This is a genomic window from Pseudomonas sp. Snoq117.2 (assembly GCF_900110545.1).
GTDB lineage: Bacteria > Pseudomonadota > Gammaproteobacteria > Pseudomonadales > Pseudomonadaceae > Chryseomonas > Chryseomonas benzopyrenica.
The window spans coordinates 61,983-78,145 of sequence record NZ_FOED01000009.1 but is presented as its reverse complement, the minus strand read 5'-3'; the positions used below and the strand labels follow the sequence as shown (position 1 = coordinate 78,145).

Annotated in this window: 12 protein-coding genes and 1 pseudogene; 9 read left to right on the top strand and 4 right to left on the bottom strand. The window is 66.9% G+C overall.

The window, feature by feature from the left end:
- Positions 1-68 precede the first annotated feature (68 nt).
- Positions 69-1,247 carry an acetyl-CoA C-acyltransferase FadA gene (gene fadA / locus BMZ43_RS19790; protein ID WP_093255981.1) on the bottom strand — a complete coding sequence of 393 codons (1,179 nt, stop codon included), beginning with the start codon at positions 1,245-1,247 and terminating at the stop codon, positions 69-71.
- Between the two features lie 15 nt (positions 1,248-1,262).
- On the bottom strand, positions 1,263-3,410 hold the full coding sequence (gene fadB / locus BMZ43_RS19785) for a fatty acid oxidation complex subunit alpha FadB (protein WP_093255978.1): 2,148 nt from the start codon (positions 3,408-3,410) through the stop codon (positions 1,263-1,265).
- 414 nt (positions 3,411-3,824) lie between these two features.
- Here fadB and BMZ43_RS19780 point away from each other — a divergent pair, with 414 nt between their 5' ends.
- On the top strand, positions 3,825-4,265 hold the full coding sequence (locus BMZ43_RS19780; protein WP_017639786.1) for a universal stress protein: 441 nt from the start codon (positions 3,825-3,827) through the stop codon (positions 4,263-4,265).
- 18 nt (positions 4,266-4,283) lie between these two features.
- Here the strand turns inward: BMZ43_RS19780 and BMZ43_RS19775 are convergent, their stop codons facing one another.
- Positions 4,284-6,188 carry an ATP-binding cassette domain-containing protein gene (locus BMZ43_RS19775; RefSeq protein WP_093255975.1) on the bottom strand — a complete coding sequence of 635 codons (1,905 nt, stop codon included), beginning with the start codon at positions 6,186-6,188 and terminating at the stop codon, positions 4,284-4,286.
- A 220-nt stretch (positions 6,189-6,408) separates the two neighbouring features.
- Between BMZ43_RS19775 and BMZ43_RS19770 the strand changes: the two genes are divergently transcribed.
- The 5 genes and pseudogenes from BMZ43_RS19770 to phnE all read left to right on the top strand — a co-directional run bounded on the left by BMZ43_RS19770 (position 6,409) and on the right by phnE (position 11,776).
- Positions 6,409-8,337, top strand: a complete 1,929-nt coding sequence (locus BMZ43_RS19770; RefSeq protein WP_093255972.1) for a transglycosylase SLT domain-containing protein — start codon at positions 6,409-6,411, stop codon at positions 8,335-8,337.
- A 195-nt stretch (positions 8,338-8,532) separates the two neighbouring features.
- Entirely contained in the window at positions 8,533-9,381 is an 849-nt protein-coding gene (locus BMZ43_RS19765; protein WP_064309435.1) for a putative selenate ABC transporter substrate-binding protein, read from the top strand.
- Positions 9,378-10,187 carry a phosphonate ABC transporter ATP-binding protein gene (locus BMZ43_RS19760; RefSeq protein WP_017639790.1) on the top strand — a complete coding sequence of 270 codons (810 nt, stop codon included), beginning with the start codon at positions 9,378-9,380 and terminating at the stop codon, positions 10,185-10,187. Before BMZ43_RS19765 ends, BMZ43_RS19760 begins: the two co-directional genes overlap by 4 nt.
- Positions 10,181-10,993: pseudogene (locus tag BMZ43_RS26970) on the top strand (PhnE/PtxC family ABC transporter permease); the annotation flags it as partial. The gene BMZ43_RS19760 and the pseudogene BMZ43_RS26970, both read left to right, overlap by 7 nt.
- Positions 10,994-11,044: 51 nt before the next feature.
- On the top strand, positions 11,045-11,776 hold the full coding sequence (phnE, locus tag BMZ43_RS26965) for a phosphonate ABC transporter, permease protein PhnE (protein WP_231893118.1): 732 nt from the start codon (positions 11,045-11,047) through the stop codon (positions 11,774-11,776).
- Between the two features lie 139 nt (positions 11,777-11,915).
- On the opposite strand, the gene selA is transcribed toward phnE, so the two are convergent.
- Complete coding sequence (selA, locus tag BMZ43_RS19750; RefSeq protein WP_093255969.1) at positions 11,916-13,325, bottom strand: L-seryl-tRNA(Sec) selenium transferase; 1,410 nt, start codon at positions 13,323-13,325, stop codon at positions 11,916-11,918.
- A 278-nt stretch (positions 13,326-13,603) separates the two neighbouring features.
- On the opposite strand from selA, the gene BMZ43_RS19745 reads away from it, so the two are divergent.
- The 3 genes from BMZ43_RS19745 (at position 13,604) to BMZ43_RS19735 (ending at position 16,152) form a co-directional block, all read left to right on the top strand.
- Complete coding sequence (locus BMZ43_RS19745; protein ID WP_093255967.1) at positions 13,604-14,695, top strand: hypothetical protein; 1,092 nt, start codon at positions 13,604-13,606, stop codon at positions 14,693-14,695.
- Positions 14,696-14,970: 275 nt separating this feature from the next.
- Entirely contained in the window at positions 14,971-15,495 is a 525-nt protein-coding gene (locus BMZ43_RS19740) for an ankyrin repeat domain-containing protein (RefSeq protein ID WP_017639794.1), read from the top strand.
- Positions 15,496-16,152 (top strand): nucleotidyltransferase domain-containing protein, encoded by a 657-nt coding sequence (locus BMZ43_RS19735; RefSeq protein WP_093255964.1) that lies wholly within the window; start codon positions 15,496-15,498, stop codon positions 16,150-16,152. It abuts the gene before it with no gap.
- Positions 16,153-16,163: the final 11 nt, after the last annotated feature.

Genomic DNA, 16,163 nt, shown 5'->3' with positions numbered 1-16,163 from the left:
CACCTCGAAAAAAGAAAACCGGGGCAGCCCTGGGGGCGCCCCGGTCGGATGACGCACGCTGCGGCGGATCAGCGCAGGCGTTCGAACACCGTGGTGATGCCCTGGCCGAGCCCCACGCACATGGTGGCCAGGCCGAAGGTGCCGTGATTCTGTTTCATGACATTTAACAGCGTGCCTGAAATTCTGGCGCCAGAGCAACCGAAGGGGTGACCCAGGGCGATGGCGCCCCCGTGCAGATTGACCTTTTCCTCCATCTTGTCGAGCACCTTGAGGTCCTTGAGCACCGGCAGGGCCTGGGCGGCGAAGGCTTCGTTGAGTTCGATGAAATCGATGTCGGCGATGGTCAGGCCGGCGCGCTTGAGCGCCTTCTGCGAGGCCGGCACCGGACCGTAGCCCATGATCGCCGGATCCACGCCGGCCACGGCCATGGAGCGGATCTTGGCCAGCGGTTGCAGGCCCAGGTCCTGGGCGCGCTGGGCGGACATGACCAGCATGCAGGAGGCGCCATCAGTGATCTGCGAGGAGGTGCCGGCGGTCACGGTCCCGCCCTTCGGGTTGAAGGCCGGCTTCAGGGCCGCCAGTCCTTCGAGGGTGGTTTCCGGACGGATGGTCTCGTCCTGGCTGAAGACCTTGAGGAAGCCGTTCTCGTCGTGACCTTCCAGGGGAATGATCTCGTCCTTGAATTTGCCTTCCTGGGTGGCCTTCCAGGCCAGTTGATGAGAGCGGTAGCCGAACTGGTCCTGGGCTTCGCGGGTGATGCCGTGCATCTTGCCCAGCATCTCGGCGGTCAGGCCCATCATGCCGGAGGCTTTGGCGGCGTGCAGCGACAGCTGGGGATTCGGATCGACGCCGTGCATCATGCCGACGTGGCCCATGTGCTCCACCCCGCCGACGACGAAGACGTCGCCGTTGCCGGTCTGGATCGCCTGGGCGGCGGTGTGCAGGGCGCTCATGGAAGAACCGCACAGGCGGCTCACCGTCTGGGCGCCGCTGGTATGGGGGATGCGGGTCAGCAGCGAGGCCATGCGGGCGATGTTCCAGCCCTGTTCCAGGGTCTGGTTGACGCAGCCCCAGATCACGTCTTCCACCTCGGCCGGGTTGACCTGGGGGTTGCGGTCGAGGACCGCGTCGATCAGCCGCGCGGACAGGGTCTCGGCGCGGGTGTTGCGGTGCATGCCGCCCTTGGAACGGCCCATGGGCGTGCGGGCGAAGTCGACGATGACGACGTCTCTCGGATTCAGACTCATTTCTTTACTCCAGGCTCAACCGAAGAAGCGTTGGCCAGCGGCGGCCATTTCGCGGAGTTTGGGGGTCGGGTGGTACAGCGGCCCGAGGTCGGCGTACTTGTCGGCCATGGCGACGAATTCGGCCACGCCAAGGCTGTCGATGTAGCGCAGCGCACCACCACGGAAGGGCGGGAAGCCGATGCCGTAGATCAGGCCCATGTCGGCCTCGGCGGCGCTTTCGACGATGCCGTCTTCCAGGCAGCGCACGGCTTCCAGACACAGCGGCACCATCATCCGCTCGACGATCTCCTCGTCGGTGAATTCACGCTGTTCGTAGGTGACCGGTGCCAGCACCTCGGCCACGGTCGGATCGGCGACCTTCTTCGGCTTGCCCTTCTTGTCGGTCTCGTAGACATAGAAGCCCTTGCCGTTCTTCTGGCCGAAGCGATGGGCTTCGTAAAGGGCGTCCACCGCGGTCTTGCGGCTTTCCTTCATGCGCTCGGGGAAGCCCTCGGCCATGACGTCGCGGGCGTGGTGGGCGGTGTCCATGCCGACCACGTCCATCAGGTAGGCCGGGCCCATGGGCCAGCCGAACTTCTCCATCAGCTTGTCGACGCGCTGGAAATCGGCCCCCTGGGCCAGCAGCGCGGCGAAGCCGCCGAAGTACGGGAAGAGAATGCGGTTGACCAGGAAGCCGGGGCAGTCATTGACCACGATGGGGTTCTTGCCCATCTGGCGAGCGTAGGCCACGGTGGTGGCGATGGCTCTTTCACTGGTCTTCTCGCCACGGATCACCTCGACGAGGGGCATCATGTGCACCGGGTTGAAGAAGTGCATGCCGCAGAAGTTTTCCGGACGCTTGAGCGCCTGGGCCAGGAGACTGATGGAGATGGTGGAGGTGTTGGAGGTGAGGATGGCGTCCTCGCGTACCTGGCCTTCCACTTCGGCCAGCACGGCCTGCTTGACCTTGGGGTTCTCGACCACCGCCTCGACCACCAGGTCGACGCTCTTGAAGTCGCCATAGGACAGCGTCGGACGGATGCGATTGAGCGCCTCGGCCATCTTCGCCGGCTCCAGGCGGCCCTTCTCGACGCGCTTGTTGAGCAGCTTGCTGGCTTCGCTCAGCCCCAGCTCCAGGGCTTCGTCGCGAATGTCCTTCATCAGGATCGGGGTGCCCTTGAGCGCGGACTGGTAGGCGATGCCACCACCCATGATGCCGGCGCCCAGCACGCTGGTCAGCTTGACCGGCGCGGCCTGCTTTTCCAGTACCTTGGCCTTGCGCTTGAGCGCCTGGTCATTGAGGAACAGGCCGACCAGGCTGGCGGAGACCGAGGTCTGGGCCATCTTGGCGAAACCGGCGCCTTCGACTTCCAGGGCCTTGTCGCGGCCGTAGTTGGCGGAATTCTGAATGGCCTTGATGGCTTCCAGCGGTGCCAGATAGTGCGGACCGGCCTGACTCGCGACGAAGCCCTTGGCCGATTCGAAGGCCATCATGGCTTCGATGGCATTGAGCTGCAGCTTTTCCAGCTTGGGCTTGCGCTTGGCGCGGTAGTTCAGCTCGCCGGCGGCGGCGCGGCGGACCAGGTCCAGGGCGGCGTCGAACAGGTGCTCGGGGGCGACCACGGCATCGGCCACGCCGACCTTTAGAGCGGTGGCGGCGTCGTTTTCCTTGCCGGAAGCGATCCACTCGATGGCGTTGTCGCTGCCGATCAGGCGCGGCAGGCGGACGGTGCCGCCCCAGCCCGGATAGATGCCCAGCTTGACTTCCGGCAGGCCGATGCGTGCCGCGGTGCTCAGCACCCGATAGTCGGCGGTCAGGGTCATCTCGCAACCGCCACCCAGGGCGATGCCGCCCACGGCGGCCACGGTGGGCACCGGCAGGTCTTCGAAGTCGTTGAAGATGCGGTTGATCTCGGCGATGCCGGCCTGCAGCTCTTCGGCCGGCCGGCCGAACATCTCGACGAATTCGGTGATGTCGGCGCCGACGATGAAGACGTCCTTGCCGCTGGTGACGATGACGCCGCGCAGGCCGGCGTGGGCTTTCAGGGCATCCACGGCCTGGCGGAATTCACGCAGGGTGATGGCGCTGAACTTGTTGACCGATTCGCCTTGGAGGTCGAAGCGAAGTTCGGCGATGCCGTCCTCCACGTCGCGCACCGAAAGGGCTTTGCCTTCGAAAATCATCAGCGGGTCTCCCTTGAGTCCTGGTCGCGAGGCGGGCGGCAGCTTCGGGTGGAAGCCGAAAATCGCCAGCCCCGATATTGTTCTGTGGAGGGCACCGGCCGGGCCGGGGCGAAAATTCATACAACCGTTTGAACGGCTCGCACAACCTTCTGGCAAAAGCGGGCGCTTGTCAATTGGGACACGCGGGGAAAGCGCAACCGGGGGTTCGCGTGGTGGGCGCTTGAGCTTGGCGCGCTTCTGTGCAAGATAGCCGTGGAGCTATCCCCGACTCCTGGAGTCGAAACTACAAGTGGGCGAGCCTCTGCCTGAACAGCTGCCAGCGACAGCCGGTTCTTTCCAGGCAGAACCTGAAGCCTGCGAATCGAGCGCCAGCCACGGTACGGCCTGGCGCCCCATCACGAAGGAGAGATGTGTATGGCCTACCAACACATATTGGTTGCCGTCGACCTGACCGACGATTGCCAGCCGGTGATCCGCCGCGCCGTGGCCCTGGGTCAGTGCTGTGGCAGCAAGGTGTCCCTAGTGCACGTGGTCGAGCCCATGGCCATGGCCTTTGGCGGTGATGTGCCCATGGATCTGTCGTCGCTGCAGCAGCAGCAGATCGAGCAGGCCCGCGAACGACTGGATGGCTTCACCACCCAGTACGCCGAGTTGGCTGGCAATTGCGTGCTGGCCTATGGGCAGCCGCGCCAGGAGATCCACCGCATGGCCAAGGAGCAGGGCTGCGACCTGATCGTGGTCGGCAGCCATGGTCGTCACGGCCTGGCGCTGCTGCTGGGCTCGACGTCCAACGACCTGCTGCACGGCGCGCCCTGCGATACCCTGGCGGTGGCCCTGAACAAGGATAAGACCTGATCCCGCGGCCGGGTTGGATCACTCCAACTCGGCCCAGCGCTCGATGAGGCGATCCAGTTCGGCCTGCAGCGCGTCCATGCGGGCCAGCTTGGCCTGGGTGACCTCGCCCGGCAGCTGGTAGAAGCCGGGATCGGCAATGGCGGTCTGCAGGGCTTCCAGTTCGATCTCCGCGGTTTCGATGGCGCCTGGCAGGGCGTCCAGCTCACGCTGCTCCTTGTAGCTGAGCTTGCGCTTGGCCGGCGCGGCTGCGGGTGCCGCCACAGGAGTAGGCTCGGCCTTGGCGGCCGGCTGTACCGGCTTGTCTTCGCGGGTTTGTACGCCCAGCAGGCGCGGTGAGCCACCCTGGCGCAGCCAATCCTGGTAGCCACCGACGTACTCCCGTACCCGCCCTTCCCCTTCGAACACCAGGGTGCTGGTCACCACGTTGTCGAGGAAAGCCCGGTCGTGGCTGACCATCAGCACGGTGCCCTCGAAACTCAGCAGCACCTCTTCGAGCAGTTCCAGGGTCTCGACGTCGAGGTCGTTGGTGGGTTCGTCCAGCACCAGCAGGTTGGCCGGCTTGCTGAACAGCTTGGCCAGCAGCAGGCGCGCGCGCTCGCCACCGGACAGTGCCTTGACCGGGGTACGGGCACGCTGGGGGCTGAACAGGAAATCGCCCAGGTAGCTCAGCACATGGCGATCCTGGCCGTTGATGGTGATGAATTCGCGACCCTCGGCGAGGTTGTCGATCACCGTCTTCTTCGGCTCCAGTTGCAGGCGCAGCTGGTCGAAGTAGGCGATCTCCAGCTTGGTGCCGTACTGGATCTTGCCGGTGGTGGGCTGCAGGTCACCCAGCAGCAGCTTGAGCAGGGTGGTCTTGCCCGAGCCATTGGGGCCGAGCAGACCGATGCGATCGCCACGCTGGATCAGCAGGGTCAGGTCGCGGATGAGCGGCTCGCCGCCGGGGTGGGCATAGCTCATGTGCTCGGCGAGGATGACCTGCTTGCCGGACTTGTCGGCCGTTTCCAGCAATAGATTGGCCTTGCCCTGGCGCTCGCGGCGCTCGCTGCGTTCGTTGCGCATGGCCTTGAGGGCACGGACCCGGCCTTCGTTGCGGGTCCGCCGGGCCTTGATGCCCTGGCGGATCCAGACCTCTTCCTGGGCCAGGCGCTTGTCGAACAGGGCATTGGCGGTCTCTTCCGCCGCCAGCTGCTGCTCCTTGTGCACCAGGAAGCTGGCGTAGTCGCCCTGCCAGTCGATCAGGTTGCCGCGGTCCAGTTCGAGGATGCGGGTGGCCAGCGCCTGAAGGAAGGCCCGGTCGTGGGTGATGAACAGCACGGCACCGGGATAGCCGCGCAGGGCGTCTTCCAGCCAGGCGATGGCACCGATGTCCAGGTGGTTGGTGGGTTCGTCGAGCAGCAGCAGATCGGGCTCGGCCACCAGGGCCTGAGCCAGCAGCACGCGCCGCCGCCAGCCACCGGACAGTTCGGCGAGTGTCTTTTCCGCCGGCAGCTGCAGCCGGCTCAGGGTGCTTTCCACCAGTTGCTGCAGGCGCCAGCCGTCGCGGGCTTCCAGTTCCTGCTGGACGTGCATGAGGCGGTCCATGTCCAGTTCACCGCTGGTGTCCTGGGTCAGGTGATGGTATTCGGCGAGCAGCTCGCCGACGCCCGCCAGGCCGGCGGCCACCACGTCGAACACCGAGCGGTCGTCGGCGCGCGGCAATTCCTGCGGCAGCTCGCCGATCTTCAGTGCCGGCGCGCGCCAGACCTCACCGTCGTCGGCCTGCTGCTCGCCCTTGACGATGCGCAAGAGGCTGGATTTGCCGGTGCCGTTGCGGCCGATGATGCATACCCGCTCGCCCCGTTCGATCTGCCAGGACACCCCGTCCAGCAAGGGGGTGACGCCAAAGGCCAGGGATACGTTGGTGAACTTGAGCAGCGCCATGGGTTTCTCCGCGAAAAAGGCCAGCCAGTCTAGCAGAGACGCCTACCCCGGCGCCGGTCGACACGACCCGGCGAAACGCCCGGACCGCCCGACGGCAGGCCATGGCCGACGCTTTCGCCGCCTGGCGCCGGCACGTAAGCTAGACTGCCCCGTGACGGTCGGCCGCTGGCCCTGAGCCTGGCGCGCCGCCTCCTCCGCATTCAGCTTTTACGGAATTCCCATGCGCGGTCGCCTGTTCGTCATCCTGCCCCTGCTCCTCGCTCCCCTGATCGGCTCCACCACCTCGCAAGCCGCTCCCCTGGAGCAGCAGCGGCAACTCTACGACCAGGCCAAGGCGGCGCTGGATCGCGGCGACGCCAGCGTCTACCTGGCCAATCGCGGCGAACTGCGCACCTATCCGCTGGAGCCCTACCTGGCCTACGACGAGCTGATCAAGCGCGTCCCCGGCGCCAGCGACGCCGAGATCGAGACCTTTCTCGCCGAGCACGGCGATCTGCCGCAGTCCAACTGGCTGCGTCTGCGCTGGCTGCGCAGCCTGGCCGATCGCGGCGACTGGAATCGCTTCGAGAAATACTATTCGCCCGACTACAACTTCACCGAACTGGATTGCCTGCACGGCCAGTACCTGATCGCCCAAGGCAATGCCAGCGAGGGCTTCAAGCTGGCGGAGAAGTACTGGCTGGTGGGCAAGGCCCAGCCGACCAGCTGCGACGGCCTGTTCCAGGCCTGGGCGGCGCGCGGCCAGCTCACCGAGGAGCGGGTCTGGGAGCGCGCCAAGCTAGCCGCCGACAAGGGCGAATACGGCCTGGTGCGCACCCTCTCCGCCCAGTTGCCGACGCTGTCCGGCCAGGCCCAGCGGCTGATCGACGTAGCGCAGAAGCCGCAGCAGATCGCCAATGTCCAGGCTTTCGCCCCGGCCAGCGAGAGCCTCGCCGACGTGGTCGGCCTGGGACTGCGCAAACTGGCGCGCCAGGATCCGGAACAGGCCATGGGTCTGCTGGATGTCTACAGCCAGCGCATGCCCTTCACCCGCGACGAAAAGGTCGCCATCGCCCGCCAGATCGGCCTGACCCTGGCGAAGAACTTCGATCCGCGCGCCCTGCCGTTGATGGAGCGTTACGATCTCGAGCTGCGTGATGACGACGTCAGCGAATGGCGCGCCCGACTGCTCCTGCGCCTGGGTCGCTGGAGCGATGCCCATGCCCTGATCGAGCGCTTTCCGCCCAGCCTGGCCAAGGCCAATCGCTGGGAATACTGGCGCGCCCGCACCCTGGAGCTGATGCAGCCGCAGAGTCCGGCGGTGCTGCGCGAATACGCCGAAGTCAGTCGCGAGCGTGACTATTACGGCTTTCTCGCTGCCGACCGCAGCAAGGCGCCCTATCAGCTCAACAACAAGCCGCTGATGCTCAGCGACGCCCTCAAGCGCAAGGTGCGCAATACCCCTGGCGTGCAGCGCGCCCTGGAATTCATCGCCCGCGGCGAACCGATCAACGCCCGCCGCGAGTGGTTCTACGTCAGCCGCCACTTCAACCGCGACGAACTAGTGGCCCAGGCGCGCATGGCCTATGACATGCAATGGTATTTCCCGGCGATCCGCACCATCAGCCTGGCCAAGTACTGGGACGACCTGGACATCCGTTTCCCCATCGCCTACCGCGAGAGCTTCGTGCGCGAGGCCCAGACCCGCGGTCTGCACAGCAGCTGGGTGTTCGCCATCACCCGCCAGGAAAGCGGCTTCATGGCCGATGCGCGCTCCGGCGTGGGCGCCATGGGCCTGATGCAGCTGATGCCGGCCACCGCCAGCCATACCGCCAGCAAGTTCGCCATTCCCCTGGCCTCGCCGCAGCAGGCGCTGACCCCGGAAAAGAACATCCAGCTGGGCACCGCCTATCTGTCGATGGTCCATGCCCAGTTCAACGGCAACCGCGTGCTGGCCTCGGCGGCCTACAACGCCGGCCCGGGGCGGGTGAAGCGCTGGCTGACGGGCGCTCGCCACCTGGCCTTCGACGTCTGGGTGGAAACCATTCCCTTCGACGAGACGCGGCAATACGTGCAGAACGTGCTGGCCTACGCAGTGATCTACGGCCAGAAGCTCAATGCGCCGCAACCCCTGGTGGACTGGAACGAGCGCTTCTTCGACGAGACCTGAGCGCCTGCGGGCTAATCTCCCCTCCCTGGCGGACTCGAACGCTGCTTCAAGTCCGCCGCGCAGGCGCCGTCCAGAGCGTTTCCGTCGCCGCGCCGCACGTTCCAACAAGGCCTCCGGCCCCGTGACGGCTGCGCAATCGAGCGTCACCCCCTATACTGCAGCCCCTTTTTTTCCGCTATTGAACCGGAGAAACCCATGCTCAAGCGTTCGCTGGCCCTGGCAGCAGGCCTGGCCCTGTCCCTGACGTCCCTGCTTTCCCATGCCGCCGACGAACTGCGCGTCTCGGCCATTCCCGACGAGGCGCCCACCGAGCTGATCCGCAAGTTCAAGCCGCTGGGCGAATACCTGGAGCAACGCCTGGGCATGCCGGTCAAGTTCGTGCCGGTGTCCGACTATGCCGGCGTGGTGGAAGCCATGGCGTCGGATCGGCTGGACCTGGCCTGGTTCGGTGGCTTCACCTTCGTCCAGGCGCAGCGTAAGGCGCCGATGAATCCCCTGGTACAGCGCGAGGAAGATCAGCAGTTCACCAGCAAATTCATCACCGCCGATCCGGCCGTGAAGAGCCTGCAGGACCTCAAGGGCAAGACATTCGCCTTTGGTTCGGTCTCCTCCACTTCGGGCAGCCTGATGCCGCGCTACTTCATGCAGCAGGACGGCATCGCTCCCGAGCAGTTCTTCTCGCGGGTGGCCTATTCCGGCGCCCATGACGCCACCGTCGCCTGGGTTGCCGCGGGCAAGGCCGACGCTGGGGTGCTCAACGCCTCGGTGTGGAAGAAGCTGGTCGACGCCGGCAAGGTCGACACCAGCAAGGTGCGGGTGATCGCTACCACCCCGGCCTACTATGACTACAACTGGACGGTGCGGGGCAATCTGGATCCGCAACTGGCAGCCAAGATCAAACAGGCCTTCCTCGACCTGGATCCGGCCAAGCCCGCCGACAAGGCGATCCTCGACCTGCAAGCGGCCAGCCGCTTCGTGCCGACCTCGCCGGACAACTACAAGAGCATCGAGGCTTCCGCCCTGGCAGCCGGCCTGCTCAAGTGAGTCTCGCCCTCAGGGGCGTGACGCTGGTACACGCCGACGGCTCGCCCGCCCTGGCCGATCTCGACCTGCACCTGGAACAGGGTGAGCAGGTCGCCCTGATCGGCCCGTCCGGGGCGGGCAAGACCAGCCTGCTGCGGCTGCTGGCCACCGGGCTGCGGCCCGTGACGGGTCAGCTGGAGCTACTCGGGGAAGATCCCTGGACGCTGGGCAACCGCGCGCGGCGCCAGCTGCGCGCCCGTATCGGTCTCATCCACCAGGCCCCGCCGCTGCCCGCACGCCAGAGAGTCATCACCGCGGTGCTGGCCGGACGGCTCGGCCAGTGGTCGCTGGCGCGTAGCCTGATCAGCCTGGTGCATCCCCTGGATCGTGACGGCGCCGCTGCGGCCCTGACGCCGCTGGATCTCGCCGACCGTCTCTACGCCTCCTGCGATCAGTTGTCCGGTGGCCAGCTGCAGCGCATCGGCATCGCCCGGGCGCTCTACCAGCAACCGCAGCTGCTGCTCGCCGACGAACCCGTGTCGGCCATGGACCCGGTGCTGGCCGGCCATACCCTGGAGGTGCTGCGCGACGCCGCCGGGCGCCAGGGCAGCACCCTGGTCACCAGCCTGCACAACGTCGAACTGGCGCTGCAGCGCTTTCCGCGCATCCTCGGTCTGCGTGCCGGTCGGCTGCTGTGGGACAAGCCCGCCAGCGCGGTGAGCGAGGCCGATCTCGCGGCGCTCTATGCCAATGACGGCCTGAGTACCACCCTAGCGCCCGCCGCGCCGACTCCGGCCGAGACACCGCTCGATCTGCCACGATGCTGAATCCGCCTCGTCGGGACCCCGCTGCCCGGCCCCGCCTGCTGCTCACCCTGCTGGCCCTGGTGCTGGCCTGGCCGACGCTGCGCCTGGCGGAATTCGATCTGCTGGGCCTCTTCACCGGCGACAATGCCCGCACCATGGGCAACTTTCTCGCCGGCTTCTGGCCCCCGGCCCATGACGCCGACTTTCTCGCCGTGCTGGGTCGCGCCACCCTGGAAACCCTGGCCATCGCCACCTTGGGCATGGCCCTGGCGGCACTGATCGCCCTGCCCGCTGCCCTGCTGGCCACCCGCGCGCTGTCGATTTCCGCCCTGCCCCGCGCCGGTCGCCCCGGTCGGTTGCCGCGCCTGCTCCGCGGGCTGGTCCGCGGGGTACTGATCGTCCTGCGCAGCGTGCCGGAGATCGTCTGGGCGCTGCTGTTCGTCCGCGCCGTCGGCCTGGGCCCCACGGCGGGGGTGCTGGCCATCGCCATCACCTACGGCGGCATGCTGGGCAAGGTCTATGCGGAGATCTTCGAATCGGTCGATCCCCGCCCGGCGCGGGCCCTGCTGCTCCAGGGCGCCGGTCGCCTGCAGGCCTTCGTCTATGGCGTGCTGCCCAATGCCGCGGGCGAGATGATTTCCTACAGCGTCTACCGCTGGGAGTGCGCCATCCGCGCCTCGGTGGTGATGGGCTTCGTCGGCGCTGGCGGCCTCGGCCAGCAGGTCGACCTGTCGCTACGCATGTTCGCCGGTGGCGAGGTGGCCAGCCTGCTGCTGACCTTCCTGGTGCTGGTGCTGCTGGCCGATGTGCTGAGCCGGCTGCTGCGCCAGGTGGAGCGCGGCCGAGGCCGTGGCCCCGGGCTGTTGACGGTAGTGGCGATGGGCACCGCCCTGCTGGCGTCCATCAGCTACCTGGGCACCGCCTTTGGCGAATTGCTGAGCGCCCGCGCCCTGGGTCAGATGGGTAGCTTCCTGGCCGATTTCCTCAAGCCGGATTTCTCCCTCGCCCAGCTGTCGGCCGTGGCCCGGGGCGCTGTGGAAACCCTGGCGATGTCGGCCCTGGGTACCCTGCTCGCCGGGCTACTGGGCATCCTGCTGGCGCTGCTGGCGGCCGGCCGCTTCGGCCTGGCCGCCCTGGCGCTGGCGCGGCTGCTGCTCAATGCCCTGCGCGCCGTGCCGGAACTGGTCTGGGCGGCGCTGATGGTGCTGGCCGCCGGCCTGGGACCCAATGCCGGCACCCTGGCGCTGGCCCTACACACCGCCGGGGTGCTTGGCCGGCTGTTCGCCGAAGCCCTGGAAAACACCCCCAAGGCGCCTGCCGAAGCCATTCGCCTGGCCGGCGGTGGCGCGCTGGCGGCCTTTCTCTACGGCACCCTGCCGGCAGTCTGGCCGCAGTTGCTGGCCTATCTGCTCTATCGCTGGGAAAACAACATCCGCATGGCCAGCATCCTCGGCTTCGTCGGCGCCGGCGGCCTGGGGCAGCAGCTGTACTTCAGCCTGAGCCTGTTCCAGCAGGCCCAGGCCGCCACCGTGATCCTCGGCATGCTGGTGCTGGTGCTGGGCGTGGATCTGCTGAGTAACTGGGCCCGGCAGCGCTGGGTCGTTCGTTAGAGCCTATTCAAAGGCTGCTGCGCGTCGGCCAAACGGCGTTGAAAAGACCATCGGAATGCTCATTTACTACTCGTAAACTCCGCTTCCTCAGGTCTTTTCGCCTTGTTTGGCTCTAGCTCGCGAGCCTTTGAACAGGCTCTTAGCGAATCTCCGGCAGCAGCAGCGCTGGCAATTGCGCGAGAAAGGCGGCTTCGTCGTCGAGCTGACGCAAATCCAGCCAGAGCGCATCGGCGTCGATGCGCCCCACCACCGGAATGGGTAGCTGGCGCAGGCCCTCTTCCAATTGCCGCAGGGCGCGCCCACGCAGGCGCTTGCTGACCTGGGGGCGACAGCACAGCGCCGCCCCGGGCAGCCGTGCCACCGGCTGGGCGCCACTGCCGATCATGCCCAGCGCCGGCTCCACGCTGACCGCATAGGTCGCGCCTAGCACGGCGGCGAAGGCCGGCAGCAGCCGCTCGGCCTGGGTGGTGATGGCCTCGGCCGAGCGCGACAGCAGCCTGAGGCTGGGCAACCGCTCGGCCAGTCGATCCGGATCGCGATAGAGCGCCAGGGTCGCTTCCAGGGCGGCCAGGGTCAGCTTGTCGACCCGCAGCGCCCGCTTGAGCGGATTCTTCTTGATGCGCTCGATGAGGTCGCGGCGACCGACGATGAGGCCGCACTGGGGGCCGCCCAGCAGCTTGTCGCCACTAAAGGTCACCAGGTCGGCGCCATCGCGCAGGGCCTGCTGCACCGTGGGTTCGGCGGGTAGCCCCCAGCGGGTCAGGTCCACCAGGGTGCCGCTACCCAGGTCTTCCAGCAGCGGCACGTTATGGGCGCGGGCAATGGCGGCCAGCTCCGCCGTGGCCACGCTGGCGGTAAAACCCTGGACGCTGTAGTTGCTGGTGTGCACCCGCATCAGCAGCGCGGTGCGCGGGCCGATGGCGGCCTCGTAGTCGCGGGCATGGGTGCGATTGGTGGTGCCCACCTCCACCAGCTTGACCCCGGCCCGGGCCATGATGTCGGGGATGCGAAAGGCACCACCGATCTCGATCAGCTCGCCACGGGACAGCACCCCTTCCTTGCGCGCGCCTATGGCATGCAGGGCCAGCAGGACCGCCGCGGCATTGTTGTTGACCACGGTCACCGCCTCGGCGCCGGTGAGTTCGCGCACCAGGTCGGCGACCAGGTCGTCGCGATCGCCGCGCTTGCCGGTGGCCAGATCGAATTCCAGATTCATCGGCTGACGCGCGACCTCGGTCACCGCGGCGATCGCCTCTTCCGCCAGCAGCGCCCGTCCCAGGTTGGTGTGCAGCACCGTGCCGGTGAGATTGAACACCCGCCGCACCCGCGGCTGGCTATGCAACGCCAGGCGCTCGCCCAGGCGACCGGCCAGCACGCCCTCCTCCACCTCCACGGCGGTCAGGGTGCCGGCTCTCAGGGCGTCCCGCAGATCGTCCAGCAGCGAACGATAGCCGCCAAGGACCAGCTGGCGACCGTGGCGCTCCTCCAGCGGACGCGAAGCGGGATGGCGCAGCAGGCGGTCGATGGACGGCAGGCGAATGGCGGTCATGGGAGCCTCTTGGATCGATTCGACCCCCAGTGTAGCCGGAACCCGCGGCGGGTCGACCAGGGCGCGCCGCGCTGCCGCAGACCTGGCCCGTCCCGGCGTGGGGTGGCCCGAACCCGGACCCGGGGCGTCCGGAAATGACCCCCGGGTTCCCGGCTTGCCGCGTGCCAGAGCCCGTCCTAGGATGGTTTTCGCGGGCTTTTCCCTGGCGCCTACCGTGGTCCTGGCGTGGAAGGCCCTGGCCACCGCGTCCACCTCACGACAATAACAAAGGTGCCGTCATGTCCAAGAAAACCTCCCCCTGGGCCAGCGATGGCCTGCTCGACAACAGCGACATCGTCAGCCTCGGCAACTTCACCTACCTGCACACGCTGAAGAGCGCCGCGGTCACGCCGCTGGCGCAGACCAGTTCGGCCAGCACCCCAACCGTCAGCGAATTCCTCAACGGCGCCATCAGCGAGTACGTGCTGGGTGGCACGCCCGACGGCATGCGGCCGTTCCTGGTCGATGGCCAGCAGCTGACGCTGCACAACTCGCTCAACGGCGCGACGGCCCACACCTGGATCACCGCCGAGAACCAGGTGCTCATCAGCTATGCCGGCACTACCAGAGGCGAGAATCTGCTGATCGATCCCCTGTCCACCGCCGGTGGTCTGCTGAGCGATCTGCAGATCCTCGGCCAGCAGGTCTCCAGCGCCCAGCGCCAGTCGCTGGACTTCGCCCACCAGGTGATCGAGGCGGCGGCCAAGCAGGGCTATGGCACCCAGGACATCTTCGTCACCGGCCACTCCCTGGGCGGCATCTCGGCGGCCTACGTCGCCCAGCAGACCGGTCTTGGCGGCATCAGCTTCGAGGCCTCGGGCATTCCCCGCGATGCGCACGCGGCGGGTCACGGAGGCAACTTCGTCAATGTGGTCACCCTCGGCGATCCGGTGGCCAACTACAGCTCCGACATCCGCGGCGAGCAGCCCTTCGCGCCCAGCTTCGTCAGTCAGGCCGAGGGCGGTGGCAGCCTGCCGCACTATGGCTCGCTGTTCCTGATCGGCGCCCAGGCGGATCAGCAGGACCTGGCCGAGGCGGCGGCCAAGGTGGGCCACCTGTTCAGCGGCGACAACGGCGGCCAGGTCAATCCGCTGGGGGTGGCCCTGCATCCGGTCAGCGTGGCCGCCGGGATCGCCGAAGCGGCGCGCCTGATCGCCGAATTCCATCTGCCGGCCGCCGAATACACCAACCTGGGAGTGACCCCGACCGGTGGCTTTCTCGACACCCTGCCGGCACAGATCGGCACGGCCCATGGTCCGGTGCTGATGGTCGGCAACTACAGCGTGGCGGAGTTGCAGGCCTTTTCCGAGACCCATGCGACCTTCGGCTGAGAGCCGCTTATAAAACTACTGCGCGTCCGCCATACAGGCACGTGCGGTGCTCGGAATCCTCATGTACTACTCGTACACTCGTACGCGAGCCCGGTCCGGTTCCTGCGCGCCGCACACACCTGTCTGACAACCGCTCGCGACGTTTTATAACCGACTCACGCCTTTGCGGCGGGCTTCTTTCGCCGTCGCGAGAGAACTCCCCCTTGCCGTTCGGGTCTGCCCTCCTATCGTCCGGGATCCCGAGGGTCCCGCCCGCCTTAGCCCAGGAGAGCACCATGACCGCAGACGGTCCCCAGCGCATGACCGATGAAGAAGCCCAGGAATTCGCCACCGAGGTGTTCAACCTTGCGCGCACCGGCAATGCCGAGGTGCTGGCCCTGGTACTGGACAAGGGGCTGACGCCCAATCTGCGCAATCACAAGGGCGACAGCCTGCTGATGCTGGCCAGCTACCACGGTCACCTGGAGGCCAGTCGCGTCCTGCTGGAGCACCGGGCCGATCCGAATCTGGCCAACGACATGGGCCAGTCGCCCCTGGCCGGGGCGGCCTTCAAGAACAACCTGCCGATGGCCGAACTGCTGCTGGAGCACGGCGCCGCCGTGGAGGGCGCCATGCCCGACGGCAAGACCGCGCTGATGATGGCGGCCATGTTCAATCACGTGCAGATGGTGGAATTGCTGGTCGCCCGCGGCGCCGATCCCAAGGCCCGGGACGCCGCCGGCAACACGGCGCTGAGCGTGGCCCGCGCCATGGGCGCCCAGGACACCCCCGCCGTGCTGGAGCGACTGGGCGGCGTCTGAATGGCTCGTTGTTCAGCGGCGGACAACGCCACGCTGGTGGCAGCCCTTGCCAAAGTGCTGCGCCACGACTACGGCTGTCATACCGCTATCCTCTACGGCTCGCGCGCTCGTGGCGACTGGGAGCCTGACAGCGATCTGGATGTACTAGGGTTCCGGGATACGGACGCCCCGATCCGCTTGCCCACGGACTGGCAGGGCCTATATGTGGATGGCTGGATTGATGCGACCGCTGCACGACCCAATGCCAGTTGGGTTCGGCTAAAGGGCGGCCGAGTCTTGTTCCAGCGCGAACGGTTTGGCGAGCAGGTGCTTGCCCAGGTGGAAGAGCTAGTAGCAGAACAGACCGTAGCGCTGTCAACCGATGAACGTCTCCACCGGCAACAGTGGGCGCGGCGCATGTTGCGCCGGGCAGCACGCGACGATGCCGAAGGTCACTATCGGCTTCACTGGCTGCTGTTCTCCCTGCTGGAAGACTATTTCGCGGTGCGGGGACTCTATTATCCGGGTCCGAAAGCGGCTTTTGCCTTTTTGCGCCAAGGTGCGCCTAAGCACTTTCATGGCTTTGATCGAGCGATGGCGATGAGGGGCTCGCTAACCGAGGTGGCCGATCTGGTTAGCTTGATCTACGACCCCTCCACCGGTATCGAGCAGTCTTGAGTCCAAGCACC